The 24,574-nt window shown below is 72.9% G+C and carries 24 protein-coding genes and 2 tRNA genes; 12 read left to right on the plus strand and 14 right to left on the minus strand.

Annotated elements, in window-relative coordinates:
* Both ACPYO4_RS09415 and ACPYO4_RS09420 read right to left on the minus strand, forming a co-directional pair.
* Nucleotides 1–349, minus strand: a 349-nt coding sequence (locus ACPYO4_RS09415; RefSeq protein WP_425708973.1) for a DUF6318 family protein, incomplete at its 3' end; no start/stop codon positions are given.
* A gap of 365 nt (nucleotides 350–714) precedes the next feature.
* Nucleotides 715–1,374, minus strand: coding sequence for a hypothetical protein (locus ACPYO4_RS09420; protein WP_425708974.1), 660 nt, complete (start codon nucleotides 1,372–1,374; stop codon nucleotides 715–717).
* 176 nt (nucleotides 1,375–1,550) lie between these two features.
* Here ACPYO4_RS09420 and ACPYO4_RS09425 point away from each other — a divergent pair, with 176 nt between their 5' ends.
* The 4 genes from ACPYO4_RS09425 to ACPYO4_RS09440 all read left to right on the plus strand — a co-directional run bounded on the left by ACPYO4_RS09425 (nucleotide 1,551) and on the right by ACPYO4_RS09440 (nucleotide 5,152).
* A complete protein-coding gene (locus ACPYO4_RS09425; RefSeq protein WP_425708975.1) occupies nucleotides 1,551–2,483 on the plus strand; it encodes an ACP S-malonyltransferase in 933 nt (310 codons plus the stop codon).
* The gene (locus ACPYO4_RS09430) at nucleotides 2,480–3,496 is read left to right on the plus strand and encodes a beta-ketoacyl-ACP synthase III (RefSeq protein WP_425708976.1); all 1,017 of its coding nucleotides are present in this window, start codon (nucleotides 2,480–2,482) and stop codon (nucleotides 3,494–3,496) included. Before ACPYO4_RS09425 ends, ACPYO4_RS09430 begins: the two co-directional genes overlap by 4 nt.
* Before the next feature lie 61 nt (nucleotides 3,497–3,557).
* Nucleotides 3,558–3,806 (plus strand): acyl carrier protein, encoded by a 249-nt coding sequence (locus ACPYO4_RS09435; protein WP_425708977.1) that lies wholly within the window; start codon nucleotides 3,558–3,560, stop codon nucleotides 3,804–3,806.
* Between the two features lie 95 nt (nucleotides 3,807–3,901).
* Nucleotides 3,902–5,152: a beta-ketoacyl-[acyl-carrier-protein] synthase family protein gene (locus ACPYO4_RS09440; protein WP_425708978.1), complete on the plus strand. Its 1,251-nt coding sequence runs from the start codon at nucleotides 3,902–3,904 to the stop codon at nucleotides 5,150–5,152.
* A 10-nt stretch (nucleotides 5,153–5,162) separates the two neighbouring features.
* On the opposite strand, the gene ACPYO4_RS09445 is transcribed toward ACPYO4_RS09440, so the two are convergent.
* A complete protein-coding gene (locus tag ACPYO4_RS09445; protein ID WP_425708979.1) occupies nucleotides 5,163–5,453 on the minus strand; it encodes a hypothetical protein in 291 nt (96 codons plus the stop codon).
* A gap of 15 nt (nucleotides 5,454–5,468) precedes the next feature.
* On the opposite strand from ACPYO4_RS09445, the gene ACPYO4_RS09450 reads away from it, so the two are divergent.
* Entirely contained in the window at nucleotides 5,469–5,843 is a 375-nt protein-coding gene (locus ACPYO4_RS09450) for a VOC family protein (protein WP_425708980.1), read from the plus strand.
* Between the two features lie 61 nt (nucleotides 5,844–5,904).
* Here the strand turns inward: ACPYO4_RS09450 and ACPYO4_RS09455 are convergent, their stop codons facing one another.
* The 5 genes from ACPYO4_RS09455 to def form a co-directional block, all read right to left on the minus strand.
* Nucleotides 5,905–6,738, minus strand: coding sequence for a mycofactocin-coupled SDR family oxidoreductase (locus ACPYO4_RS09455; protein WP_425708981.1), 834 nt, complete (start codon nucleotides 6,736–6,738; stop codon nucleotides 5,905–5,907).
* Between the two features lie 155 nt (nucleotides 6,739–6,893).
* Nucleotides 6,894–7,394 carry a DUF3145 domain-containing protein gene (locus tag ACPYO4_RS09460; RefSeq protein WP_425708982.1) on the minus strand — a complete coding sequence of 167 codons (501 nt, stop codon included), beginning with the start codon at nucleotides 7,392–7,394 and terminating at the stop codon, nucleotides 6,894–6,896.
* 173 nt (nucleotides 7,395–7,567) lie between these two features.
* Nucleotides 7,568–8,230, minus strand: coding sequence for a TetR family transcriptional regulator (locus tag ACPYO4_RS09465; RefSeq protein WP_425708983.1), 663 nt, complete (start codon nucleotides 8,228–8,230; stop codon nucleotides 7,568–7,570).
* Entirely contained in the window at nucleotides 8,230–9,744 is a 1,515-nt protein-coding gene (locus ACPYO4_RS09470) for an MFS transporter (RefSeq protein WP_425709123.1), read from the minus strand. The genes ACPYO4_RS09465 and ACPYO4_RS09470 overlap by 1 nt, the downstream gene beginning before the upstream one ends.
* A 95-nt stretch (nucleotides 9,745–9,839) precedes the next feature.
* Nucleotides 9,840–10,331 (minus strand): peptide deformylase, encoded by a 492-nt coding sequence (def, locus tag ACPYO4_RS09475; protein ID WP_425708984.1) that lies wholly within the window; start codon nucleotides 10,329–10,331, stop codon nucleotides 9,840–9,842.
* Nucleotides 10,332–10,483: 152 nt separating this feature from the next.
* On the opposite strand from def, the gene ACPYO4_RS09480 reads away from it, so the two are divergent.
* Both ACPYO4_RS09480 and ACPYO4_RS09485 read left to right on the plus strand, forming a co-directional pair.
* A tRNA-Asn gene (locus ACPYO4_RS09480) sits at nucleotides 10,484–10,555 on the plus strand.
* Between the two features lie 243 nt (nucleotides 10,556–10,798).
* Nucleotides 10,799–12,454 carry an MDR family MFS transporter gene (locus tag ACPYO4_RS09485; RefSeq protein WP_425708985.1) on the plus strand — a complete coding sequence of 552 codons (1,656 nt, stop codon included), beginning with the start codon at nucleotides 10,799–10,801 and terminating at the stop codon, nucleotides 12,452–12,454.
* A 100-nt stretch (nucleotides 12,455–12,554) separates the two neighbouring features.
* Here the strand turns inward: ACPYO4_RS09485 and add are convergent, their stop codons facing one another.
* The 3 genes from add to ACPYO4_RS09500 form a co-directional block, all read right to left on the minus strand.
* On the minus strand, nucleotides 12,555–13,559 hold the full coding sequence (gene add / locus ACPYO4_RS09490; RefSeq protein ID WP_425708986.1) for an adenosine deaminase: 1,005 nt from the start codon (nucleotides 13,557–13,559) through the stop codon (nucleotides 12,555–12,557).
* Between the two features lie 58 nt (nucleotides 13,560–13,617).
* Entirely contained in the window at nucleotides 13,618–14,118 is a 501-nt protein-coding gene (locus ACPYO4_RS09495; RefSeq protein WP_425708987.1) for a hypothetical protein, read from the minus strand.
* A 66-nt stretch (nucleotides 14,119–14,184) separates the two neighbouring features.
* Nucleotides 14,185–14,655, minus strand: coding sequence for an SRPBCC family protein (locus ACPYO4_RS09500; RefSeq protein WP_425708988.1), 471 nt, complete (start codon nucleotides 14,653–14,655; stop codon nucleotides 14,185–14,187).
* 288 nt (nucleotides 14,656–14,943) lie between these two features.
* Here ACPYO4_RS09500 and ACPYO4_RS09505 point away from each other — a divergent pair.
* Nucleotides 14,944–15,017 (plus strand) — tRNA-Ile (locus ACPYO4_RS09505).
* A gap of 77 nt (nucleotides 15,018–15,094) precedes the next feature.
* On the opposite strand, the gene rbsK is transcribed toward ACPYO4_RS09505, so the two are convergent.
* The gene (gene rbsK / locus ACPYO4_RS09510; protein ID WP_425708989.1) at nucleotides 15,095–16,021 is read right to left on the minus strand and encodes a ribokinase; all 927 of its coding nucleotides are present in this window, start codon (nucleotides 16,019–16,021) and stop codon (nucleotides 15,095–15,097) included.
* Between the two features lie 214 nt (nucleotides 16,022–16,235).
* Here rbsK and ACPYO4_RS09515 point away from each other — a divergent pair, with 214 nt between their 5' ends.
* From ACPYO4_RS09515 to ACPYO4_RS09530, 4 genes are all read left to right on the plus strand, one after another.
* Nucleotides 16,236–17,264, plus strand: coding sequence for a septum formation family protein (locus ACPYO4_RS09515; protein ID WP_425708990.1), 1,029 nt, complete (start codon nucleotides 16,236–16,238; stop codon nucleotides 17,262–17,264).
* A 206-nt stretch (nucleotides 17,265–17,470) separates the two neighbouring features.
* Nucleotides 17,471–18,445, plus strand: a complete 975-nt coding sequence (locus ACPYO4_RS09520) for a hypothetical protein (RefSeq protein ID WP_425708991.1) — start codon at nucleotides 17,471–17,473, stop codon at nucleotides 18,443–18,445.
* A 166-nt stretch (nucleotides 18,446–18,611) separates the two neighbouring features.
* Nucleotides 18,612–19,595, plus strand: a complete 984-nt coding sequence (locus ACPYO4_RS09525; RefSeq protein WP_425708992.1) for a hypothetical protein — start codon at nucleotides 18,612–18,614, stop codon at nucleotides 19,593–19,595.
* Between the two features lie 120 nt (nucleotides 19,596–19,715).
* Nucleotides 19,716–20,843, plus strand: a complete 1,128-nt coding sequence (locus ACPYO4_RS09530; protein WP_425708993.1) for a hypothetical protein — start codon at nucleotides 19,716–19,718, stop codon at nucleotides 20,841–20,843.
* Nucleotides 20,844–20,893: 50 nt separating this feature from the next.
* Here ACPYO4_RS09530 and dnaG read toward each other — a convergent pair whose 3' ends face one another.
* Together dnaG and ACPYO4_RS09540 are read right to left on the minus strand one after the other, a co-directional pair.
* Nucleotides 20,894–22,999 carry a DNA primase gene (gene dnaG / locus ACPYO4_RS09535; protein ID WP_425708994.1) on the minus strand — a complete coding sequence of 702 codons (2,106 nt, stop codon included), beginning with the start codon at nucleotides 22,997–22,999 and terminating at the stop codon, nucleotides 20,894–20,896.
* The gene (locus tag ACPYO4_RS09540) at nucleotides 23,000–24,304 is read right to left on the minus strand and encodes a deoxyguanosinetriphosphate triphosphohydrolase (protein WP_425708995.1); all 1,305 of its coding nucleotides are present in this window, start codon (nucleotides 24,302–24,304) and stop codon (nucleotides 23,000–23,002) included.
* Nucleotides 24,305–24,574: the final 270 nt, after the last annotated feature.

Raw genomic sequence — 24,574 nt, forward strand, 5'->3', positions numbered from 1 at the left:
TCGACTCATCGATCCGTACCACGTACTCGTCGATATATCTGCCATCGATCGCAAGTTCTTCGGTCGAATCAACCAATGACGAGCAGTATCCGCAGTCGTCACCCGACACTTCCACGAACGGTCCGGTTACGCCGGTTTCAGTCAGGTGCTCGATGAGCTCGAGGAAGTGATGAGCCGCCGCCAGCGCGCCGGCCTCGCCGTCGTCGTCCATCTCCGGGGGCGCTTCGGGCGCGGGCCGCGCACGGCGCTCGAGCTCCCACTCGGTCCACTCGATGTCCTCGGTGCTGACCTCGGCCCCGGCTGAACCGGACTCACGACCGCTCGACGACTCCGACGGTGTCTCCGTCATCCCGTCGGACGGTGTCTCCCCGGACTCGGCCTCGTCGTCGGGTCCGACACGCACCGGTGGTCGCTGCGTCTCGTCCGCGTCGTCGTCGCCCTCGCCACCGCAGCCGGCCAGTCCCATCGCACCGACGAGCAGCAGTGCGGTCAACCGACGCCGACGGCGCCCCCCTGGTCGCGTCATGCAGCCGAGGCTAGCGGCCCGGCCCACGCGGTGGGCGGTTACCGCTCACCCTGTGCACAACCTGGGCCGTCCACACCCGCAGGCGCCCGCGCCGTCCCCGCCGAGATGGAGCCCCGACGAACCGCAGGTTCGACAAGCCCAACCGCACGCTCGAGGGTCGAGAACCGCACACTCGATGACGTCGAGGGCTACTGGTTGCGGGCGTCCTCGAGCACCGAGCGCAGCTCGGTCACGACGGCGGCGCTCTCCTCGTCCTCGTGCGCGTCCAGGAGCTCGAGGTACTTCTCGGCGTCCTCGTAGCGCTCGGACTCGATCGCGGCCAGCACGATCTGGCGGCCCGCTGCCGGCACGTGCTGCTCGGCGTCCCAGTGCGCGGTCGCCAGCGCGTGCGCATGCGTGGGGTGGCCGGACTCCCGCAGCACCCACAGCGACTCGGCGAGCGCGAGGCCGGTCTCCTCGCGCGCGCACGCCGCACCGAGCCTCCGGTTCGCGCCGTCGAGGTCGTCCTCCACGGAGAGCCGGGCGAGCTCGATGAGCGGGTACCAGGCGTTCGGCCGACCGGCGAGCTCCTCGGCCAGCGCCCACACGGCGAGGTCGGCCGAGCGCGGGTCCGACTGCGGGACGTCCGCGGTCAACGGGTCCGCCGCGCGGGACTGGGAGCCGTGGCGGCGCACGATCTCCGCGAGCTCGTTGAACGCGACCGTGTCGTTCGGGTCCTCCTCGAGCCGCGCCCGCAGCTGCTCCTCGCGTGGGTCGGGCGCCTGCTCGTGGGCGGGCCGGTGGTGGCCGTGGTCGGTCGTGGCGAGCAGCAGTGCGAGCAGGAGAGCAGGACGGCGCGCGAGGGACATGCTCCTCAGGATAGCGGCCACGACCGAACTCGCTCGGTGAGCGAGTGCTCCCGGTCTCACCCACGGTGTCGCCCGTTCGGAGGCCCGTACCGGTCCCCGCGGCGCAACCCCCTGCGAGGCGTCCGACACGTAGGCGGAGCCCTGACCTGCCGTCGCTCCGGCGGTAGGTTGGCCCGATGATCGCTGTGCTCGCCCCAGGCCAGGGGGCCCAGACGCCGGGCATGCTCGCCCCGTGGGTCGAGGACCCCAGCTCCGCCGCTCTGCTCGACGAGCTGTCCTCCGCCGCGGACCTCGACCTCGCCGACCTCGGCACGCACGCCGACGCGGAGACCATCAAGGACACGGCGCTCGCCCAGCCGCTCATCGTCGCCTCCTCGATCCTCGCGTTCCGGGCGCTCGAGGCCCGCTCGCCAGGGTTCGTGCCGTCACTGACCGCCGGCCACTCCGTCGGCGAGCTCGCCGCACTCGCGATCGCGGGCGTCCTGTCCGACGTCGACGCCGTGCGTCTCGTCGCGGTCCGCGGCCGGGCCATGGCCGACGCCTCCGCCGTCACGCCCACGGGCATGTCCGCCTGCGTGGGAGGCGACGCAGAGGAGGTCACCGCCGCCATCGAGGCGGCCGGGCTGACCGCCGCCAACGTCAACGGGAGCGGCCAGATCGTCGCGGCCGGCACCCTCGAGCAGCTCGCCGCGTTCGCCGAGCAGCCGCCCGCCAAAACCCGGGTCGTGCCGCTCGCCGTCGCCGGCGCATTCCACACCGAGCACATGCGTCCCGCCGTCGACGTCGTGGGCTCCGCCGCGGGCGGCCTCGCCGCGGCCGACCCGCGCGTGACGCTCCTGTCCAACCGGGACGGCGTCGAGGTCACCTCGGGCGTCGAGGCGCTCGAGCGCGTCGTCGCCCAGATCGCCCACCCGGTCCGGTGGGACCTGTGCTGCGAGACCATGCTCTCCCGCGGGGTGCGCGCCGCCGTCGAGCTCGCCCCTGCCGGCGTGCTCACCCGACTGGCCAGGCGCACCCTTCCGGGCGTCACCGCCCGCGCCCTGTCCACCCCGGACGACCTGGCCGCCGCCGTCGAGCTCGTCGACACGGACACCGAAGGAGCCTCATGAGCCGCCCCGCACTCAGGACCGCACCGCCGAACCCTCACGCGAGGATCCTCGGCGTCGGGGGCTTCCGCGGCGAGAACGTCGTCCCCAACGACGACATCGTCGAGCCGATCAACTCCTCCGACGAGTGGATCCAGCAGCGCACGGGCATCGTCACGCGCACCTACGCGAACCCCGGCACCACGGTTGCCGACATGGCGTCGTCGGCGGCCGAGGCGGCCCTCGCCTCGGCCGGCGTCCCGGCGACGAGCGTCGACGCCGTCATCGTCGGCACCGTCACCTGGTTCACGCAGACGCCGTCGCTCGCGGGCATCGTCGCCGACCGGATCGGCGCGAACCCGGCGGCCTCCTACGACATCTCCGCCGCGTGCGCCGGGTACGCGTACGGCATCGCCCAGGCCGACGCCCTCGTCCGCTCCGGCACCGCCGAGCACGTGCTCGTCATCGGCGTGGAGAAGATGAGCGAGTACATCGACCCCACCGACCGGTCGATCAGCTTCATCCTCGGCGACGGTGCCGGCGCCGCCCTCGTCGGCCCCTCGGACACCCCGGGGATCGGTCCGACGGTGTGGGGCTCGGACGGGTCCAAGGCCGACGTCATCGCCCAGACCCACCCCTGGTCCACGTTCCGCTCGGACGACCCGGACGCGGACCGCTCCTGGCCGACGCTGCGCCAGGAGGGGCCCACCGTCTTCAAGTGGGCGAGCTTCGAGATGACGAAGATGGCGGGCCGGGCGATCGAGGCCGCGGGTCTGCGCCCCGAGGACATCGACGTGTTCGTCCCTCATCAGGCGAACATGCGGATCATCGACCACATGGTGAAGTACCTGGGGCTGCGCGACGACGTGGTCGTCGGACGGGACATCGCCGACACCGGTAACACCTCGGCCGCCTCGATCCCGCTCGCGCTCGAGCGCCTGATCCGCGAGGGACAGGCGAGCAGCGGCGACATCGCGCTGCAGATCGGCTTCGGCGCGGGCCTCGCCTACGCCGCACAGGTGGTGGTGGTGCCGTGATCCGGTGCCCGCGCCTGCCACACTGACCCCCGTCCACGTTCAACCCAACCAGGAGAAGCACATGGCACACACGGAGGAGGAGGTCCTCACGGGCCTCGCCGAGATCGTCAACGAGGAGACCGGGCTGCCGGTCGAGGACGTCAAGCCGGAGGCGTCGTTCACCGACGACCTGGACGTCGACTCCCTGTCGATGATGACGATCGCGACCCTCGCCGAGGAGCGCTTCAGCGTCACGATCCCGGACGACGAGGTCGCGAACCTCAAGACGGTCCAGGACGCCGTGAAGTACATCGTCGGGGCCCAGTCCTGACCACCGGTCGGGGGCCCCGCCAGGCGCCCCCGACCGCTCCCCCGCGAAGGGGGCCGAACCATCGCGCCGCTCCGGCGCGCACCCGAGGAGGAACCGTGCCCGAGCAGTCCACCGCACGCCGCCAGGTCGTCGTCACTGGCATGGGGACGACGAACCCCATCGGCGGCGACGTCGCGTCGACGTGGTCCGCCGCGCTCGCCGGCACCTCCGGCGTGGCGACCCTCGACAACGACTGGACCGAGACCTACGGGACGACCGTCACCTTCGCCGGCACCGTCAAGGTCGACCCCCTCGAGGTCCTGCCGCGCCCCGAGGCGCGCCGGCTCGACCCGTCGGGCCAGCTCGCCGTCGTCGCGGCGGACGAGGCGTGGGTCGACGCCGGCGAGCCCGACGTCGAGGGCGAACGCCTCGGCGTGGTCGTGGCCACCGGCATCGGCGGAATCCACACGTTGCTGAACGCGTGGGACACCGTCCGGGAGAAGGGCGCCCGCCGCGTCCTCCCGCTCACCGTCCCGATGCTCATGGCCAACTCCCCCGCGGCCAGCATCTCCGTCAAGCGCGGCGCACGCGCCGGTGCGCACGCGCCCGTGTCCGCCTGTGCGTCCGGCGCCGAGGCCGTCGCGTACGGGGTCGACATGATCCGCAAGGGCATCGCCGACGTGGTCATCGCCGGCGGCACCGAGTCCGCGATCCACCCGGTCACCATGGCCTCGTTCGGGAAGATGCAGGCGCTCTCGACGCGCAACGACGACCCGCAGGCCGCCTCACGCCCCTACGACGTCGACCGCGACGGCTTCGTCATGGGCGAGGGCGCCGGCATCGTCGTGCTGGAGTCGGCCGAGCACGCGGCCGCCCGCGGCGCGACCGTCCACGCCGAGGTGCTCGGCGTGGGGATGACGGCCGACGCGTTCGACGTCGCTCCCCCCGACCCGTCGGGCCAGGGGCAGGAACGGGCGATGCGCATCGCGCTGGAGGACTCCGGGCTCGCGGCGTCCGACGTCGTGCACGTCAACGCGCACGCCACCTCCACCCCGGTGGGAGACACCATCGAGGCAGAGGCCGTCCGTCGGCTCTTCGGCGAGCAGGTCACGGTCTCGGGGACGAAGTCGATGACCGGGCACCTGCTCGGCGGGGCCGGGGCGCTGGAGACGATCTTCGCCGTGCTCGCGGTCAAGGAGCGCACCGCTCCCCCGACGATCAACATCGAGAACCTCGACCCCGCCGTCAACGTCGACGTCGTCCGTGACACGCCCCGCGATCTGCCCGGCACCGGCCGACTGGCTGCCCTCAACAACGCGTTCGGGTTCGGGGGCCACAACGCCGCGCTCCTCGTCGGCAGCGTCTGACGGCCGGCGCTCACCGCACCTCGCTGTCCGTCCCGACGTCGAACGCCAGTCGGGGCGGCTGGCCGTTCACCACCCCGACGAACCGGACCTCACCGGACGGTGACCGGCCGAGCCGGCAAGCGCCCTCGACGGCCTCGTCCTCCAGGGCGCGGTCGCGAGCACCGGCCTGATAGAGCGCGAGCACCTTCGGAGCGGCGACGCGCGTACTCGGAAGCTCGATCCGGATGACGGGGATGACCGACCGCCCTTCCTCCTCGAGTTCCGGTCGCACGTCTTCAGGTCGCGGGACGACGTACCGCATCGTACGCTTCCCGGCATGGCCGTCAGAAGCGGTTTTCCCATCCTCACGAGCGACGCCATCGAGCCGCTCGTCGCCTTCTACGAGGCAGCGTTCGAGGCGACGAAGACGTACCGCTACCCGGGCGAGGACGGCCGGGACGTCTACGTCGCGCTCGACGTGGGTGGCATGCAGCTCGGCATCGGCGTCAGCACCGAGCTACCTCCGCCGGACCGGCGCACGGAGCTGTGGTTCTACGTCGACGACGTCGACGAGAGCTATCGCCGGGCTATCGACGCCGGTGCCGGCGACGAGGGCGCACCGAGCGACATGCCCTGGGGCGAGCGCGTCGCCCACGTGCGTGACCCTGACGGCCTGGTCATCCACCTCGGCGCACAGACCGCACCGGCGTGAGGTGCGGAGCGGACCTTCGGACCCGTGGACTCACGACGGCGCCGGCTCCGTACCGACGAGCTCAGCCCAGGCGCGCCCCGGCGTCGAGGGCGTGCTCGATGCCCGTGACGTACCGCCCGCTGTCGGAGACCAGGTAGAGCACCGCCTCGGACGAGTCGTCCGGCTCGAGCGCGGCCGTCGGCATGATGTTCATCTGCCGCGCCGCCTCCTCGAAGTCCTCGCGCGTGGGGCTCTCGAGATCGGGGCGGAAGAGCTTGTACGTCGGCTCGTTGAGAATCATCGGGCTCGCGAGCGTCGTCGGGTGGATCGTGTTGACCCGGATGCTCTGCGGGGCGAGCTCCTTTGCGAGGACCTTCATGAGCCCGACGACGCCGGCCTTCGCCGCCGTGTAGTGGGCGATGTTGGCGTTCGCCTTCATCGACGCGAGCGAGCTCGTGATGACGATCGCCCCACCGTTGCCGCCGGCGACGATGTGCGGCGCCGCGGCGCGGACCGTCTTCCAGACGCCCGTGAGGTTGATGTCGATCATCGTCTGCCACATGTGCTCGTCCATCTCGAGCGTGGGCGACATCGTGTTGATGCCGGCGTTGGCAAGGATGATGTCGAGGCGGCCGAGCTCGGCCACTCCCTCGTCGACGACGGCGGTCAGCGCCGCGAGGTCGCGGACGTCGACCTCGCGAGCGACGATGCGCCGGTCGAGCGCCTCGACCTGACGCACGGTCTCGGCGAGGTCCTCGGCGGTCGCGGTCGGGTACGGGACCGTGTCGATCTGTTCGGAGACGTCGACGGCGATGATGTCGGCGCCCTCCTGCGCGAGACGGACGGCGTGGTTGCGGCCCTGTCCCCTCGCTGCTCCGGTGATGAAGGCGACCTTGCCCTCGAGACGGCCTGCCATGGCGTGCTCCTTCCGTCGGCCCGGCGGGCGTCGGTGCCTGCCGAGGCATGTCCCAGCAGGCTATGGCACGCGGTGCCATTACGGAAGGGCGTCGGCCGCTGGTGCCGGTGCGCTCCGGGCGGCACGCGGCGTCCGGCGGGTCGCCTCACCCGGGGTCACCCCACCCGGTGCAGCCAGCGCACGGGCGCACCGGCGCCCGCGTACCGGAACGGCTCGAGCTCGTCGTCCCAGGCCTGGCCGAGGGCGAGGTCGAGCTCGTGCCGCAGCCGGGAGGGGTCGGTCCCGTGCTCGAGCGCTGCGCGCACGCGGTTCTCGGGCACCACGACGTTCCCGTGTGAGTCCGTCTGGGCGTAGAAGATGCCGAGCTCGGGTGTGTGCGACCACCGTCCGCCGTCGGAGCCCGGTGCGGCCTCCTCGGTGATCTCGTAGCGCAGGTGCTGCCAGCCGCGCAGGGCGGAGGCGAGGCGCGCGCCGGTCCCGACGGGGCCGACCCAGGACCGCTCGGCGCGCAGGAGTCCGGGCGCGGCGGGCTGCTCGGTCCACTCCAGCGCCACGCGCGCGTCGAGGACCTGGCCGGCCGCCCACTCCACATGGGGGCACAGCGCACGGGTCGCGGAGTGCACGAAGACAACGCCGCGGGTGTAGGCACCACTCATGTCGAGCCTCCTGGTTCGTGTGCGAGGGACGTCTTCCCCAACGGCCTCACGAGGAACCGGGCTGAACATGATCCACGGCGGAACAGCACCAGGATGCACGAGTCGGCGGCATTGCGCCAGAGTCGGGACGGACGGGTGTGGTAGATGGGGATAGTGCGACGCGAGTGACGAATTCAGGCCTCCGAGCGCCCCCGGTCGCTCGGGACGTCGTCCCGTGCCCCCGCCACGTCGATGATGCGCGCGACGAGCCGCTCCCGCACCGGGGGCAGGAGCTCCTCGGAGGTCAGCGCCTCGTAGAGCCAGAGTCCGTCGGCGGCGAGGCGCGCCACGAACCGATCGACTGTTGCGTCGTCGTCCGGGTCCGGGGCGGCCGGCGCCCACTCCTCCAGCACACGCCGCCACGGCAGCAGCAGGCCGTCCTCGTCGGCCGCTTCCAGGAGCAGGCGCAGCTCGGCGCGCGTCGCCGACGCCGCCGTGCTGCGGACGTAGGCGGCAAGCCGGGCCTCCTCGGCGCGTGGGGCACCGGTGGTGCCGGCCGGCGCGTCACCGACAACCGTGCCGGCCGAGTCACCGGCGGCACGACCCTCCGACGCCTCACCGGCCGCTCCGGCGCCGCGTCCCGCGTGCCGGCTCATCTCGGTGTGCCACTGCTCGCCGACCCTCTCGTGCATCGCCTCGAGGAGGGCCTCTCGTGAGGGGAAGTGGTAGAGCAGGCCGCCCTTGGTCAGGCCGGTCTCGACCGTGAGCGCCTCGTAGGTGAGCGCACGGACGCCGTCGCGGCCGACGATCGCGAAGGCGGCGTCGAGGACGGCGGCACGCTTGCTGGACCGGGACATCACTCGTTCCCCTCGTAGGTGCTGGCGCGGGAGCCGCGGCCGTGGTGACGCAACATCCGCGCCGTCGCGACCGCGGTCGTGGCGAGGGCCAGGGTGACGACGGCGAGCACCACGGCGTAGGCGTGGTCGAAGGCGGCGGAGGCGGCCTCCATGAGGCCGGGGGTCGTACCGGCGACCTCTCGCGCCTCTCCGATGCTCGATCCGGCCGCCTCGGGCGCACCGGCGGGCAGGGAGACGCGCGCCGTGTAGAGCAGGGAGGACAGGCTGCCGAGCACGGCGACGGCCACCAGTCCGCCGAACTCGTAGCTCACCTCCTCCACGGAGGCGGCCATGCCGGCCCGCCGCGGCGGGGCGTTGCCGAGGATCGCCGTCGAGGCGACGGACATCGAGGCGCCGAGCCCGAGGCCGGTGATCACGAGGCCGACGACGAGCAGGGCGAGGCTCGAGCGGGCCCCGGCGAGCGTCACGACCAGGCCCAGGGTGGCGATCGTGAAGCCGCCGGAGATCAGCAGCCGGAGCCCGGCGCGGTGGAGGATCATGCCGCCGAGAAGCCCGGTCGGCAGCGAGCCGGCCGCGACGGCGGTGACGAGCAGCCCGGCCTCCAGCGGCGAGTAGCCCGCGACGAGCTGGAAGCGCTGCGTGGTGAGCAGCTGGACGCCGCCGATGACGAACATGGCGGTGACGGCCGCGAGCACCCCGGCGGAGAAGGCCGGGTTGCGGAACACCGTGAAGTCGAGGAGCGGGTCGGCGAGGCGCCGCTGCCGGCGGACGAACAGCACACCGCCGACGACGGCGACGGCGGCCGCCGCGGCGACAGTCCCCCAGGCCTGGGGCTGGTGGAACGCCTCCTTGATCGCGAGCACGGCGCCGCTGAGCATGACCAGCGCCAGGATCGAGGAGGGGACGTCGAACGACTTCGACGGGTCCCGCGGCGCGCGCGGGGCCACGAGCGGGGTGACGATCAGCGCGACGACGACCACGGGCACGTTGATGAGGAAGACCGATCCCCACCAGAAGTGCTCGAGCAGCAGGCCACCGATGATCGGGCCGATGCCGAAGCCGATGATCGAGATGCTGCCCCAGACGGCGATCGCGAAGTTGCGCTCTCGGACGTCGTCGAAGCCGAGGCGCACGAGCGCGAGAGTTGCCGGCATCATCCCCGCGGCGCCCACCGCGAGGAAGGCCCGCGCCGCGATGAGGACGCCCGCCGTCGGGGCGAAGGCGGCCGCGAGGGAGGCGACGCCGAAGACGACGAGGCCGCCGAGGAACATCGTCCGGTGGCCGATCCGGTCCCCCAGCGCGCCGGAGCCGAGGAGGAGGCCCGCGATGACGAGCGGGTAGGCGTTGATGATCCACAGCGCCTGCGATGCAGACGCGTCGAGCTCGGCGGTCAGGGTCGGCAGCGCCGTGTAGAGCACCGAGTTGTCGAGCGTGATGAGCAGCAGGCCGACGCTCACGGTGGCCAGCAGGAGCCAGCGCCGCGAGGCTGCGGTGGTGGAGGTGCGTCCGGTCATCGTCACGACCCAAAACTGTACCGTCCGTACGGTTCAAGTCACCGTGTGGACCCAGTCACGGAAGCCGGGGGCGGGCCCGGGCGACACCGGGCTTGTCAGACCATCATCTCGCGCACGGCCTTCATGGCCTTCTTCTTCACCGAGCGCTCGAGGCGGTCGAGGTACAGCATGCCGTCGAGGTGGTCGAGCTCGTGGAGGATGCAGCGCGCCATGAGCTCCTCCCCCTCGACGACGACCTTCTTGCCGTCGACGTCGATGCCCTCGGCACGCGCGTACCAGGCACGCTCGGTGGGGTACCAGAGGCCGGGGACCGACAGGCAGCCCTCCTCGCCGTCCTGGTAGTGCTCCTCGTCGACGGCGACGAGCGTGGGGTTGAGGATGTAGCCGATCTCGTCCTCGATGTTCCAGGAGAACGCCCGCAGGGAGACCCCGATCTGGTTCGCGGCCAGGCCGGCGCGCCCCTCGTCGTCGACGGTCTCGCACAGGTCCTCGACGAGCTGCTTGACGGTGTGGTCGATGTCCGTCACGGGGTCGCACACGGTGCGCAGCACGGGGTCGCCGACGGTCCTGATCTCACGCATGGCCATGGGGCTCATTGTTTCACCGGCGCGGGGGCGCGCCCGGCGCTCGTCCCCCACCCCCTGGGTCCGGCTCGGTGAGTCTGCCCACAGGTCGCCCGCGGGGCGGGATTCTGCCCCTGGGGCCGCCCCCGGGTTTGTTAGAGTCGGTCGTCGCACGATCCCGCGTAGCTCAATGGCAGAGCATTCGACTGTTAATCGAACGGTTGCTGGTTCGAGTCCAGCCGCGGGAGCCGAGAAGGCCCGGGACCACCACGGTCCCGGGCCTTTGTCGGTGCCCGGCCCGGAATGTTCTCGCCCCGCCATCGGTTCGGTCGTAGGGTCGTCCGCGGCCCGCCGGTCCGTGCCCGGCTCACGCCCCGCACCTATCGGGCCACCACCGTCCGTCGACGTCCCGCGCCGACCTCCGACGCCTTGCCGCTCCCGGCCACGAGCGGCGAGCGCCGCTCCGCACCGCCCGTCCTCCTGGAGGTCCCATGTCACCCGCCGCCACCACCTCCTCACGCCCGGACGAGGCCATCGACCCGCAGGGCATGAAGGTTATCTGGCTGCTGCTCGTCGCCGCCTTCGTCGCCATCCTCAACGAGACGACGATGGGCATCGCCGTGCCCGACCTCAACAGGGACCTCGGCCTGGACCCCGAGCTCGGGCAGTGGCTGACCAGCGCGTTCATGCTGACGATGGCGGTCGTCATTCCCACCACGGGGTTCGTGCTCGAGCGGTTCACCACCCGCCAGGTGTTTCTCGCGGCGTCGAGCCTGTTCGCGCTCGGCACCCTGATCTGCCTCGTGGCACCCGGATTTCCGCTGCTGCTCACCGGCCGCGTCGTACAGGCCACCGGCACCGGCATCATGCTCCCCTTGCTGATGACGACGATCATGAACGTCGTCCCGCCGGGCTCCCGCGGGCGGATGATGGGCCTGGTCGGCATGGTCATCTCGCTCGCCCCGGCGATCGGCCCCACCCTGTCCGGCGCCGTGCTGGAGGCGCTGAGCTGGCGCTGGCTCTTCGCGATCGTCCTGCCCATCGCCCTCGTCTCGCTGTTCCTCGGCGCCCGCTGGATGACCAACCTCGGCGAGACGTCGAGGCCGTCGTTCGACCCACTGTCCGTCGTTCTCACGGCCCTCGGTTTCGGCGGCACCGTGTTCGCGCTCAGCCAGTTCGCGGCCGAGGGCGAGGCGGGGCTCGCCGCTCGGGTCGGGATGTCGACGACCGGGTTCGCGCTGACGATCCTCGCCGTCGGGCTCGTCGTGCTCGCCCTCTTCGTGTGGCGCCAGCTCGCGCTCCAGCGGTCGGACCGGGCGCTGCTCGACCTGCGGGTGTTCACCTCGCGGAACTTCACCGTGGCCGTGGCCATCATGGCGATCGTCGCGCTGGCCATGTTCGGCACGCTCAACCTGCTGCCGCTGTTCCTGCGGGACGTCGCCCAGCTCGACGCCCTGCAGTCCGGCCTCGTCCTGCTGCCGGGCTCGCTCGTCATGGGGCTGCTCGCGCCGGTCATCGGCCGGGCGTACGACGCGCGCGGCCCCCGCGCGCTGCTCGTCCCGGGCACGACCCTGCTGACGGCCGGGCTGCTCTTCTACGGGACCATCGGCCAGGCCACGCCGGTGTGGCTGATCGTCGTGGTCCAGACCGGCATCTCGCTGGGCCTGGCCATGTCCTTCACGCCGCTGTTCTCGGCGTCGCTCGGGTCGCTCCCCCGCGCGCTGTACCCGCACGGTTCGGCGGTGCTCAACACTCTGCAGCAGGTGGCCGGTGCCGCGGGCGTCGCGGTGCTCGTCGGCCTGTACTCCGCCGTCCTCGGCGCGGGCACGGACGACGGGCTCCCGAAGGCCGCCGCAGGCGAGCCGGGCGCCCAGACGGGCTTCCTCGTGGCCTCGGGCTTCGCGCTCGTCGCCGCGGTGCTGGCCTGGTTCATCCGGACCCCCACGGACCAGGAGGAGCACGACGACGCCGGACGAGGCGAGGGATCGCCGATCGCGGAGGGCGGCCCGGCCCCGACGACGGGCCCCGCCGGGAACGCGGACGTCCCGCACGGCCCGACCGATCGAGCGCGTGCTGACCGTCCGCGCGACCCGACCGACCGGGGGCCGGCCGACGAGCGTCACGTGCCGGCCGACGTCGTCGGCTGACCTCCCGAACGCAGCGCGACGGACGGCCCTCGGTGCTCCGGTTTCTACCGGGGCACCGAGGGCCGTCCGCTTGCCGGCCGCCCAGCTGACCGGTCGCGTGCTACGCCAGGGCGTCGAGCCGCGCGCGGATGTCGTCCTTGACGGCGGGCGGCGCCCAGGAGATGTCCACGGCGTTGCGCTCCAGCTGGAGGAGCTCGGCTGGCGTGAACCCGGCCTCCTCCGCCAGCACGGCGAGGTTCTCCTGGACGTAGCCGCCGAAGTAGGCCGGGTCGTCGGAGTTGATCGTGATCCTGATGCCGAGCTCGAGGCAGCGCCGGATCTCGGCGGCCTTGGTGCCGTCGCCGCAGAAGGTGTTGGAGATCGGGCACGAGGTCAGCCCGATGCCGCGCACGATCACCTCCTGCGTCAGCTCCTCGTCCTCGAGCACGTTCGTCCCGTGGTCGATGCGCTCCACGCCGATCTCGTGGAGCACCTGACGAATGTGCTCGATCGAGTTCTCCTGGTCGACGTCGCAGTGCATCGTCAGCCGGTACCCCTCGCGGCGTGCGCGAGCGAACACCTTTGCGAACTTCTCCGGAGGGTTCCCCTTCTCGTCTGAGTCCAGGCCGACCCCGACGATCCACTCGCGGTACGGCAGCGACTCGAGCAGCGTCGCCATCGCGTAGCCCGCCTCGAAGTCCCGCAGGAAGCACATGATGAGCGCGCTACGGACGCCGAGACGGTTCTCGGCATCCATCTGCGCACGCCGCAGACCCCGGATCACGACGTCGAACGGCACGCCCCGCGACGTGTGCGCCTGCGGGTCGAAGAACATCTCGACGTAGGCCACGTTCTGCGCGGCGGCGCGTTCGAGGTACTCCCGTGCCAGGTCGTAGAAGTCCTCCTCGGTGAGCAGCACGTTCATGCCCTCGTAGTAGACGGCGAGGAAGGACGGAAGGTCGTCGAAGTCGTAGGTCTCGCGCAGCGCCGCGGGGCTCTCGAACGGGTTGGCCAGGTTGTTGCGCTCGGCGAGCCGGAAGCGGAGCTCGGGCTCGAGGGTGCCCTCGATGTGCAGGTGAAGCTCCACCTTGGGCAGGGCGGTGAGGAAGTCGTCGTCGACAGTCATGCCTCGTACTTTCGCGCTCCCGCGAGCCGGTGTCGAGCCGACACGACAGGTGGCAGCCTCACTCACCCAGGCCGACGGCGCCGCGCGCCTCCGCCTCCGCCGCGAGGATCGCCTCGGCCTCCGCGGTGTCACCGGCAAGCGGGCCGGTGGTCGTCGTCTGGGAGATCAGCTCGCCGGCCTCCCCGCGCCGGACGTGGACCTGGACCTCGGAGCGGTTGGGCAGCTCGCGGCGGACCGTGTGCACCAGCGAGGAGGTCACTCGTTCGCGGAGAGCGTCGGCGAGGGCCTGGACGTCGTCGTCCTTGGTGCGCAGCTCGGCGGCCGGGGTCGTGGTGTCGACGTAGGTCACCGTGAAGACGCGTGTCTCTCCGTCCCAGCGGGCGTGGAGGATCTCGTGCCACGGCGTGCGCGAGCGGACGGCCTCGGCGTCGACGAGCGTGAGGGCCGACGGCGTGGCGACGGCCCAGGTGCCGTCCTCGAGCTCGGCGGCCGAAAGGACGGGGGCCTTGGTCAGGTGGGCACGGATCTCGGCGGGCGGGAGCGGGCGACGACGGCGCATGGTCCCAACCTACGTGGCGCCGGCGTTGCCGGCGGTGCCGGTGCGGCGCCGCACAGCGCCGGGACCTCACGACGAGGGGCGGGCCTCCGCCGCGGCAGCGATGTCCACGAGGTCCTGCCTCATCATCTTCTTCGCCATCATCAGGCCGAGCCGGTTCGGCACCGTCATGAGGACGCGCTTGATCAGGCCCCCGTCCGTCTCCTCCCCGCCGAACTCCATGGTGAGCCGCGTGCCCGTAGGGATCGGCTCGAGGTGGAAGGTCGTCCCGTAGGTGGCGCCGCGCGCTTCGGCGGCGAGGACGGTCGAGCGCGGCTCGTCGACCGCCGTCACCCACATCTCCTCAGTCTCCGAGCCGCCCATGAAGGAGCGGGTCTCCTTCCAGCGGGTTCCCACGCGATAGGGACCGTCGGTGAGCATCTCGATGGAGCTGACGCCGCTGAGGACCTGCTCGCTGCCGGCGGGGTCCGTGAGGATCTGCCAGACGGCGTCGGGCGGCGCGGCGATGTCGCGCGTGAGCGTCAGGGTGCGGGTAGCCATGTCGGTCTCCGTCCAGGTCTCGGGCGCTCTCGCGTGGACGCCCGGCGCTCAGAGTAGGCCCCGACGACGGACCGGAGCGGGCCCGCGTGGCCGGACGTGGCGCGGGGCCAGACGTGGCGCGGCGTCGGACGTGGCGTGCAGGGCCGGGGTCACCGCGCGGGGCCGGACGCGGTGCGCAGGTCGTCGCACAGGAGTCCGTCGAGGTGGGCGCCCGGACCTCCGTCGCCGAACTAGGATGGGCCGCCGTGGCCGACGAGGTCCGCTCGCGCGGATCGGTGGCGGCCATGCGCCCCTGTAGCTCAGCCGGTCAGAGCAGCGAACTCATAATTCGTCGGTCGCGGGTTCAAGCCCCGCCGGGGGCACCGGTTTCTACGACCCGCTGTAGCCACCGGTATAACCACGGCGCGTCCGCGGCCCTCGTGTCGGCCACGGTCGACCGCTACGACCGCTCGAGCAGGCGGTCGAGCCCCTCGCCGCGGGCGTAAGAGGCCTGAGTCCCACGGCGCGTGACGGAGTCCGACGCCAGCGTCGTGCCCAGCCTGATCGCGTCCGCCGGCGAGGCGCCCCCGGCGAGCGCGTACGCGAACCCGCCGCAGAAGGCGTCCCCGGCACCGGTGGTGTCCACCGCGCGGACCGCGGGCGCCTCGAACCTCTCGGCCACGCCGTCGCGGACGAGCAGCGCGCCCCGCTCCCCCAGCGTGACCACCAGCGACGCGTCGATCCGGTCGGCGAACGTGAGGGCGTCGGCCTCGAGGTCGCCCACGGTCCGCCCCGTCTCGGCCTCGAGGAGGATGGCGAGCTCGGTCTCGTTGGGCACCACCCAGTCGGTCACCCGCAGCAGCTCGGGATCGACCGGGGCGGCGGGGGCGGGGTTGAGGACCGTGGTCGCACCGCTTCGACGGGCGCGCTCGAAGCCGCGGCAGATCGTCTCCTGCGGGACCTCGAGCTGGCTGAGCACGAGATCGGGGGCCGGCGAGCCGTCGAACGCGGCATCGACGTGGTCCGGGGTGAGCAGCTCGTTGGCACCGGGCGCGAGCACGATCCGGTTGTCGCCGTCGGGGTCCACGAGGATCATCGCCAGCCCGCTGTGGGTGTCGTCCACCTCGACGATGAAGTCCGTGCCGATCCCGGACGACCGGAAGTTCTCGATCGTGTCCCGGCCGAAGGAGTCCGTCCCGACGGCACAGACCATCGTCACCTGCGCGCCGAGGAGCGCGGCCATCACCGCCTGGTTGGCACCCTTTCCGCCGAAGCCCTGCGCGAAGTCCTTGCCGAACACCGTCTCCCCCCGGTCCGGCATGCGATCGAGGTAGGAGACGAGGTCGGTCATCGTGCTGCTGACGATCATGATCCTTGGTCCGGGCACGGCGTTCTCCTTGTCGTCGTCGACGATCGATGCACCTCGCACGGTAGCCGCGGCGGGGGCGGGCCCGCAGCGCGACGAGACCCACGGGACCCCGGACGGGAACATCCCTGCGGCGCTGGTCAGCGGCACATATCGTTGGCAGGCATCCGTTGCCGACGGGGGCCGACCGGAGGGCCGGGCTCGGGTGCAGCACACGACGACGTAGGAGGGCACGATGTCGAACGACGGGTCGTGGGGCCAGCCCGGCGGGAACCCGCAACAGGGCGGCTTCGACCAGGGGGCCGGGTACCCGGCCAACGGTGGATGGGACCAGGGCGCGGGCGCTGCCGGGCAGGGCGGCTACGGGCAACAGCCCGGGTCCGGCCAGCAGCCCGCGTATGGCCAGCAGCCCGGGTACGGCCAGCAGCCCGCGTACGGCCAGCAGCCCGCCTACGGCCAGGCCGGAGGCTATCCGGCCCAGGGCGGCTACGGGCAACCCGGCTACGGGCCCGGACCTGGTGGGCCCGGTGGCCCCGGCAGCCCTGGTGACGACGGGCCGGATTCTGGGGGCTCAGGCGGCAAGGGCTGGCTGTGGGCGATCATCGGCCTGCTCGTCGCGGCCGCGCTCGCCGTCGGCGCGTACTTCCTGTTCTTCTCCGGCGACGACGACGAGAGCGCGACCGGCGGGCCGACCGACGAGGCCACCTCGTCGGCGCCACCGGAGGAGGGCACGGACGAGCCGACCGACGAGACCGAGGAGCCCACCACGGAGGACACCGAGGAGCCCACCACGGACGAGACCGAGGAGCCCACCACGGACGAGACCGAGGAACCGACCACGGAGGACACCGAGGAACCCACCACGGAGGAGACCGACGCACCGCAGGGCGGCACGTCGACCGTCCAGCAGTTCGAGGTCGGTCAGTGCCTCGACATGGACGCAGCAACCAGCGGCGGGGAGGGCACCGTCTCCGAGCTCCCCGTCGTGGACTGCACCGAGGAGCACACCGGTGAGGTCTACGTCGTCCACACCTTCGAGGGCGACGAGTTCCCGGGTGCGGAGCAGGTCGCCAGCGAGCTCGAGGCCGAGTGCGAGGCGGCGTTCGAGGAGTACGTCGGCATCGACTACGCCACCAGCGTCTTCGCGGCTCAGCTGCTCACCCCCACCCAGGAGACCTGGGACCAGGCGAACGACCGTGAGGGCATCTGCATCCTCACCACCCCCGCGGGAACGACCGGTTCGGCCGAGGGCAGCGCACGCTGACCCGTACCCGACCATGACATCGGCGCCGCACGCCCAGCGTGCGGCGCCGACGTACGTCCGGGCCCGCCGCGGGTGAGGACTCCCCATCGGGCTCCGGCCCCCGCCACCCGGCGCAGACATACCGTGGCGCTGTCCGCCGGGAACGGTGGGCGGCGTGCGACGGGCCGAGGCCCGGCCACGGCACGACGAGGTGTGGAGGACCAGACGTGTCGAACGACGGCCAGTGGGGCCAGCAGGGCGACTACCTGCAGCAGGGCGGGTATCCCGACCAGAGCGGCTATCCGCAGCACGGCGGCTACCCGCCGCAGGGCGGCTATCCGCCGCAGGCCGGGCCGGGCGGCCAGCAGCCTCACGGGTACGGTCCCCCGCCCCAGGGCTACGGGCAGCCCAGCGGCTACGGGCAACCCGGCGGCTACGGGCAACCCGGCGGCTACGGCGGACCCCAGCAACCCGGAGGTCCCGGGTCCGGCGGATCGAAGAGCTGGCTGTGGGTGCTCGTCGGGGTCGTCGTCGTCGCGGCCCTCGGCGTCGGGTCGTACTTCCTCTTCTTCGCGGGTGACGACGAGAGCGCGCAGGAGCCGCAGCAGGAGGGCGGTCTCCCCGCGCTGCCGGAGGATGGGGTGCCGGAGGGCGAGATGCCGGAGGGCGGGATGCCGTCGATGCCCGACGACCTGCCGACCGACATCCCCGAGCTGCCGGGCGGTGACGGAGGGGACGGCAGCGACGCCCCGTTCCCGGAGATCCCCGGCGGCAGCGGCGAGTCCGAGGCCACCGTCGTCGACGTCGAGGTCGGCGCACCCTTCGAGACCGCCGAGGGCCACACCATCACCCTGAACTCGTTCGAGCGGGACTTCCAGTGCGACGGCCAGCCGCTGACGACCGACTCCTTCGTGGCGCTGGAATTCACCGTCACGGCCGCGGGCTCGACCCAGGCGACCTCCCCGTCGGCGGGACTCACGCTGCAGTCGCCCGAGGGCGACATCAACTCCTTCGACGCGATCGGATGCCTGAGCGACACGAGCCAGGAGCTCGAGCCGTTCGTCGACCCGGGCGCCACCGAGACCGGTCTCGTCCTCCTCGTCCCGCCGGCCGACGGGCCGTTCACCCTCGAGTACGACCCGATGATGGGGATCGCCATGCCGGGCACCGACCTGTCCGTCGCCCGCTGGACGATCGACTGACCCTGCGCCGTCCAGAGCCGTCCAGGAGCGTCGAGATCCGGTCGGACCAGGCCGGTCCCCGGCCCCACGTGAGCCACACCGGGCTAGCGTGGCGGCGCCACCCGCCGCCCGGCGGGCCGCACTGCGAGAGGATCGCGGTGCCGGAAGCGTCGGCGCGGAGGTCGGCATGGTGGACGAGGAGCACCGGCTGGCCCGGGCCGGCTATCTCGAGGAGTTCTTCCACGACCAGGACGGGCCCGGACGGTACGCCGACGGCCGGTTGCCGCCCCACCTCGACTTCCACGAGGGCCACCTGACACAGACCGGTCCCGACCGAGCACGCCCGGACCCCGCCACCGCCACCGCCCCTGTGGGAGCGGGGGGTGGTCGGCACGTCGCTCGTTCGCACGACTGGCCCTGGCTCGTCGTCGGGGCGGCGACGGTCGTCCTCGCGGCCGTGGTCGGCTACTGGGTCGTCGATACCGCCGAGCGCGACGGGCTCCCCCTGGACGCCGTACGACCGCCACCCGCCATGACCGCGAGTCCCGCGCCGACAGTCCCACCCACCGCACCACCGACCACGCCCGCGCCCGTCCCCTCACCGACGCCGTCGCCCACGCCCCCGCCGGACGGCCCGGACTCGCCGTTCCCCTTCCCCTTCCCGCTCCCACCGGGGACGCCCGGAGCCGGGGGCGACCTGCCCGCCGGCATCGCCCACGCGTTCCCTCTCACGCAGGGCTCGGCCGCCGCCGGGGACGACGCCGTCGTCGACGTCGTCGCCATCGGCGAGACGTGGACCGGGCCGGACGGGACCACCCTCACGATCGACGACGTCGAGCGCGACCTGCAGTGCTCCGCCGCCTGGGCGCCGTCCGGAGAGGTCGTCGCGCTCGAGGTGACGATGACCGTGCCTGCCGACACCCGGGCACCCGCCCTCACCCTCGTCCCCGGCGTCACCCTGAGCTCGCCCGGCGGCACGCTCACGGCCGTGACGCCCGCATGCCTGGCCGGCGGCTCGACGGCCCTCCCGAGCACGGTCTCCCCCGGCGAGACGGTGTCGGGCACGGTCCTCGTCCTCGCCCCCGGGCCGGGGCGGTTCGACGTCGAGCTCGAGCCCGGCATTCTCGACGACGCCGGCCCGCAGACCTTCGTCCGCTGGACGATCGACTGAGATCGGTCCTCCGACAAGAACCCGGGCACCCCTCCCCGTTTCCGGTCGCGCTGCCGGGGCGCACCGCGCCCGTAGGCTGACGCGCATCGCCCGGCCGGGCGGCAGACCTGGGAGGACACGATGAGCAACGAGGGACGCTGGCGCCACGAGGGGAACGCGTTCGAGCAGCCTGGGGCCGACGCCACCCGGCCCGTCCACGCGGGCGACGCGCCGCGCGCCGACGGCCCCGGCGCCTACGGTCCGGTCTCCGGCAGCCAGGGCTCCGCGGGGCACGGCACCTCGGCGTACGGCTCCGACCACGGGCGCGGAGCCCAGGGCGCGTCGGCTTACGGCTCCGACCGCACGGGCGGAGCCCAGGGGGCCTCGGCCTACCGCGGTAGTGAGTACACGGCCGGCGGGGCCGGAGCTGCCCCCACCTACCAGCCCTCCTACGGCGGCGGATCCGGCGGCGACCTCCCCCCGGGCGACGGCGGGAGGACCCCGCGCGGCGGAGGATTCCCCTGGCTGGCCGTCATCCTCGGCGTCCTCGCCGTGGCGGCGGCCGCCGTCGCGGTGTGGTTCTTCCTCCTGCGCGACTCCGGCAACGAGGAGGCCGCGACCGACGATGCCGACGTCGAGGTTCCCAGCGGGGAGTCCGGCTCCGACTCCGCCCCGCCGACCGACGAGGACCCCTCCGGCGACGAGACGCCGAGCGACGACCCGACCGAGGAGGGGACCGGGCCCGGGGACGAGTCCGACACCGACTCGCAGGACGAGTCCGAGACCGACGACGGGTCGGAGGACGACACCGGCGGCGCGGAGTCCCCGAGCGACGACGACGCCGACGGGCCTGGCACCCCCGACGACGCGACGCTCCTCGAGATCGGCGAGACCCACACGCTTGAGAACGGCATGGAGGTCACCCTCGACGCGGTCGAGCGCGACGCCGAGTGCGCCACCTCCCCGGGCGACCCGTTCACCGCCCTGACGTTCACGGTGGTCGCGCACGACGACGAGCTCGTCCCCGCCGTCCCGCCGCTGCCGGGCATCACGGTGTCCACCTCAGAGGGCGACATCAACGCGGTCGACGTCCTCGGGTGCATCGACGACTCCGAGTCCCTGCCCCCGGTGGTCGGCCCCGGCGAGGAGGCCACCGGCACCGTGCTCGTGCCCGATCCCGTCGAGGGTTCCTACGACGTCATCTACCAGCCCGTGACGAACATCGTCTCGGGCGGCGAGACCGAGGCCCTGGCCTGGACGATCGACTGACGCTCCCGACCGCGACGCTCGCCGGGTGCGCTACTGCGGGCCGCGGCGGGCTACGGCGGGCCGAGCGAGCGTCGCCTCGACTCCAGCTCCATGAGGGCGGCGAACCGCTCCGCGTAGGCAGCGTCGTCGGGGTCGGTGCGCTGCAGCGCACCCTTGGCGTCACCGATGAGCCGGGTGAGCCCCATGCGTACCAGCGCGACGACGACGCCGCGCGCGTAGTCCTTCAACGCCTCGGGGCGGTCCTCCGGGAGCGGGGCCACCGCCATGCCGGTCACCGAGTCGGCCACCGGTCCGACCGCGTTCTCCCGCACGGCCTCCACCCAGTGCGCGGCAGCCTCGCGCTGGGCCGCCTGCTCGCCCGCCCCGGCGCCGCGCCGCTCGGCGAGGTGCGTCGCGAAGGTCGCGACCCCGCCGGCAGCCCGGATCGCGTCGTGCGCGGCACGGTAGGAGGGGACGGTGAAGGTGTCGGCCGAGAGTGAGTCGAAGCCGGCTGCGGCCGCGTCGGCGGGCAGCTGGAGCGCGACCTCGAGGACCTGTCGCTCGAGCCGCGCGACCGGGTCCTCCGGGCCACGGTGCCCGACGGCGCCGCCCGCCGTCGCCCCCCACGAACCACCCTGACCGGCGAGCTGCCCGTCGGGACGGCCTCCGCCCGGTTGCCCGGGCCCGCCGTCGTACGCGGGCGAGGCTCCGCCGTCGGGGCCCGGTCTTCCTTGTCCTCCCTGTCCCCCCGGTCCTCCTTGTCCTCCCGGGCCTGACCGTGCCGGCGGGGCCGCGCTGCGCCGCGCGCTGCTCTCCGCGGACCGGACGGCCTGGCGGACGCTCACGTCGTCCATCCCCAACCAGCCGGCGAGCTGCCGGGCGTACTCGCCGCGCAGGGCGCGGTCGCGGATCGCGGCGACCACCGGCGCGGCCGAGCGCAGGCCCGCCACGCGTCCCTCGGCGGTGCCCAGGTCGAGGGAGGCCAGCGAGGAACGGATGACGAACTCGAACAGCGGCTCGCGGCCGGCGACCAGGTCACGGACCGCGGCGTCGCCACGCTCGAGCCGCAGGTCGCACGGGTCCAGGCCACCGGGCGTGACGGCGACGAAGGTCTGGGCGGCGAAACGCTGGTCCTCGTCGAACGCGCGGATGGCAGCCTTCTGCCCGGCGGCGTCGCCGTCGAACGTGAACACCACCTCACCGCCGCGCGCGGACCCGGCGGTCATCACGCCGGACGCGGCGTCGCCGACGTCCCCGAGCAGGCGGCGCACGATGCGCACGTGGTCCTCGCCGAACGCGGTGCCGCAGGTGGCCACGGCCGTGGTCACGCCGGCCAGGTGCGCGGCCATGACGTCGGTGTACCCCTCGACGACGACGACCTGCCGACCGCGCCCGATGTCCTTGCGCGCGAGGTCGATGCCGTACAGGACGTGCGACTTCCGGTACAGCTGCGTCTCGGGGGTGTTGAGGTACTTCGGCCCCTGGTCGGACTCCAGCAGCCGGCGCGCGCCGAAGCCGAGTACCTCCCCCGAGGTGGAGCGGATGGGCCAGACCAGGCGGCCCCGGAACCGGTCGTACACACCCCGCTGCCCCTGAGAGACGAGGCCGGCCGCGAGGATCTCCTGGTCGGTCAGCCCGCGGCTGCGCAGGTGCTTGAGCAGGTGGTCCCAGCCCTCGGGGGCGAACCCGACGCCGAAGTGCGCCGCGGCGGCCTGGTCGAAGCCCCGCTCGGCGAGGAACGCGCGGGCGGGCGCGGCGCCGGGCGAGGAGAGCTGGTCGACGAAGTACTCGGCCGCGATCCGGTTGGCCTCCACGAGACGGCGACGACGGCCGGGCTCGGTGCCGGACGACTGACGGGAGCGACCCTCGCCGTCCTCCCGGCGCAGCTCGAGGCCGACCCGGTCGGCGAGCATCTCGATCGCCTCGGCGAACGACAGGCCCTCGATCCGCTGGACGAAGCTGACGACGTCGCCACCCTCGCCGCAGCCGAAGCAGTGCCAGACGCCCACCTGCGGGCGGACGTGGAACGAGGGGGTGCGCTCGTCGTGGAACGGGCACAGGCCCTTCATCGACCCGACGCCGGCGGACCGGAGCGTGACGTGCGCGCCGACGACCTCCTCGATGCGGACCCGCTCCTTGACCGCCTCGATGTCCTCGCGGCGGATCATGCCCGCCACTCAGTACACCTCGGAGAGCATCCCGCACAGCCGGGCGTGCCACTGCTGCGCGGACGTGTCGGTGAGCGACGCGATCTGGTCGACGACCACGCGCAGGCGCTCGGCGTCCGAGCCGACGGTTCGCCAGCGCTGCGCCAGGTGCGGCTCGAGATGCTCGGCCCCGCCCGCGCTCAGCGCGTCCGCGAGGTCGAAGAGGATCGTGCGCTGCGCCAGGTAGAGCGGCTCGGTCTCCCGCGGCGCCATGACGTAGTGCGCCGCGACCCCCTTGAGCGCGAGGATCTCGGCCTCGGTGCCCGGCGGGACGACGAGGTCGGCGGCGTACCGGGTGAGCGGGTCCTCGCCGTGGCGCTCCCGGGTCGCGTCCTCGGCCGCGGCACAGAACCGGCCGATGAGCTGGCTCGCCATGTCCTTGAGCGCCGCGAGGCCCGCCCACGAGTGGTCGAAGCTCCGCGGGACGACCGGAAGTGCGAGGACGCGGTCGAGGGCGGCGCCGATCTCGTCGTCGCTCAGCGCCGGGTCGTACCAGGAGCGCACCTGGGCGACGACGCCGTCCTGCACGCGGTCGGCTCGGACGCCCGCGATGTCGACGCGGCCCCCGGCCACGGCATCCTCGACGTCGTGCACCGAGTACGCGACGTCGTCGGCCAGGTCCATGACCTGGGCCTCCAGGCAGCGGCGCCGATCGGGGGCCCCGTCGCGCAGCCAGGCGAACGTCTCGGCGTCGTCGGCGTAGACACCGAACTTCGCCGTCGTCGTGCCGTCGGCGCGGCGCGGGCCGGCACCCGTGGCCCACGGGTACTTCACGGTGGCGTCGAGCGTGGCGCGGGTGAGGTTGAGGCCCACGCCGGTGCCGTCGTCGGTCATGATCTTCGGCTCGAGCGAGGTGAGCAGCCGCAGCGTCTGGGCGTTGCCCTCGAAGCCGCCGATGCCGGCGGCCACCTCGTGCAGCGCGCGCTCGCCGTTGTGGCCGAACGGCGGGTGACCGAGGTCGTGGGAGAGGCAGGCAGCGTCGACGACGTCCGGGTCGCACCCCAGCGCCTGACCGAGCTCGCGGCCGACCTGCGCGACCTCGAGGGAGTGCGTGAGACGCGTGCGGACGAAGTCGTCCGAGCTCGGACCGAGGACCTGGGTCTTTGCGCCGAGACGGCGCAGCGCCGAGGAGTGCAGCACGCGGGCGCGGTCCCGCTGGAACGGGGAGCGACGCGGATTCTTGCCCTCCTCGGGCCACCATCGGTCGGCGTCGGTGGCGGTGTACGGGGCCGGGACGGACCTCGTCCGTGCGACCTGCTCCGCCGATGCGCTCACGGATCAAGTCTAGGTGGCCCGGTCCCGCGCTGCTCCCGCCCTCCCCAACCCGGCGAGTGAGCGCGGTACTGCCGGCGCTTATGACGAGTGAGCGGACCTCTGCCCGTTCCGTGTGGCGAGTGAGCGGACTTCTGCCCGCTGGGGAGCGGATTCCGGTGTCGCGCCGAGGCGCCGTTGCCCAGTCAATCGGGTAACCGTCGAGGCAGTCCCCCGGGGGCACTGCCTCGATGGTTACCCCATTGACTCACCGACCACACCGAGCCGAGCACC

Source organism: Georgenia sp. Z1491 (assembly GCF_049856175.1).
Taxonomy (GTDB): Bacteria; Actinomycetota; Actinomycetes; order Actinomycetales; family Actinomycetaceae; genus JB111.

Excerpts from the sequence above, each read along its gene's own strand:
- ACPYO4_RS09420 (WP_425708974.1), bottom strand. The coding sequence starts at position 1,374 with ATGTCCCTCGCGCGCCGTCCTGCTCTCCTGCTCGCACTGCTGCTCGCC.
- ACPYO4_RS09425 (WP_425708975.1), top strand. The coding sequence starts at position 1,551 with ATGATCGCTGTGCTCGCCCCAGGCCAGGGGGCCCAGACGCCGGGCATG.
- ACPYO4_RS09430 (WP_425708976.1), top strand. The coding sequence starts at position 2,480 with ATGAGCCGCCCCGCACTCAGGACCGCACCGCCGAACCCTCACGCGAGG.
- ACPYO4_RS09435 (WP_425708977.1), top strand. The coding sequence starts at position 3,558 with ATGGCACACACGGAGGAGGAGGTCCTCACGGGCCTCGCCGAGATCGTC.
- ACPYO4_RS09445 (WP_425708979.1), bottom strand. The coding sequence starts at position 5,453 with ATGCGGTACGTCGTCCCGCGACCTGAAGACGTGCGACCGGAACTCGAG.
- ACPYO4_RS09450 (WP_425708980.1), top strand. The coding sequence starts at position 5,469 with ATGGCCGTCAGAAGCGGTTTTCCCATCCTCACGAGCGACGCCATCGAG.
- ACPYO4_RS09455 (WP_425708981.1), bottom strand. The coding sequence starts at position 6,738 with ATGGCAGGCCGTCTCGAGGGCAAGGTCGCCTTCATCACCGGAGCAGCG.
- ACPYO4_RS09460 (WP_425708982.1), bottom strand. The coding sequence starts at position 7,394 with ATGAGTGGTGCCTACACCCGCGGCGTTGTCTTCGTGCACTCCGCGACC.
- ACPYO4_RS09465 (WP_425708983.1), bottom strand. The coding sequence starts at position 8,230 with ATGTCCCGGTCCAGCAAGCGTGCCGCCGTCCTCGACGCCGCCTTCGCG.
- ACPYO4_RS09470 (WP_425709123.1), bottom strand. The coding sequence starts at position 9,744 with ATGACCGGACGCACCTCCACCACCGCAGCCTCGCGGCGCTGGCTCCTG.
- def (WP_425708984.1), bottom strand. The coding sequence starts at position 10,331 with ATGGCCATGCGTGAGATCAGGACCGTCGGCGACCCCGTGCTGCGCACC.
- ACPYO4_RS09485 (WP_425708985.1), top strand. The coding sequence starts at position 10,799 with ATGTCACCCGCCGCCACCACCTCCTCACGCCCGGACGAGGCCATCGAC.
- add (WP_425708986.1), bottom strand. The coding sequence starts at position 13,559 with ATGACTGTCGACGACGACTTCCTCACCGCCCTGCCCAAGGTGGAGCTT.
- ACPYO4_RS09495 (WP_425708987.1), bottom strand. The coding sequence starts at position 14,118 with ATGCGCCGTCGTCGCCCGCTCCCGCCCGCCGAGATCCGTGCCCACCTG.
- ACPYO4_RS09500 (WP_425708988.1), bottom strand. The coding sequence starts at position 14,655 with ATGGCTACCCGCACCCTGACGCTCACGCGCGACATCGCCGCGCCGCCC.
- ACPYO4_RS09515 (WP_425708990.1), top strand. The coding sequence starts at position 16,236 with ATGTCGAACGACGGGTCGTGGGGCCAGCCCGGCGGGAACCCGCAACAG.
- ACPYO4_RS09525 (WP_425708992.1), top strand. The coding sequence starts at position 18,612 with ATGGTGGACGAGGAGCACCGGCTGGCCCGGGCCGGCTATCTCGAGGAG.
- ACPYO4_RS09530 (WP_425708993.1), top strand. The coding sequence starts at position 19,716 with ATGAGCAACGAGGGACGCTGGCGCCACGAGGGGAACGCGTTCGAGCAG.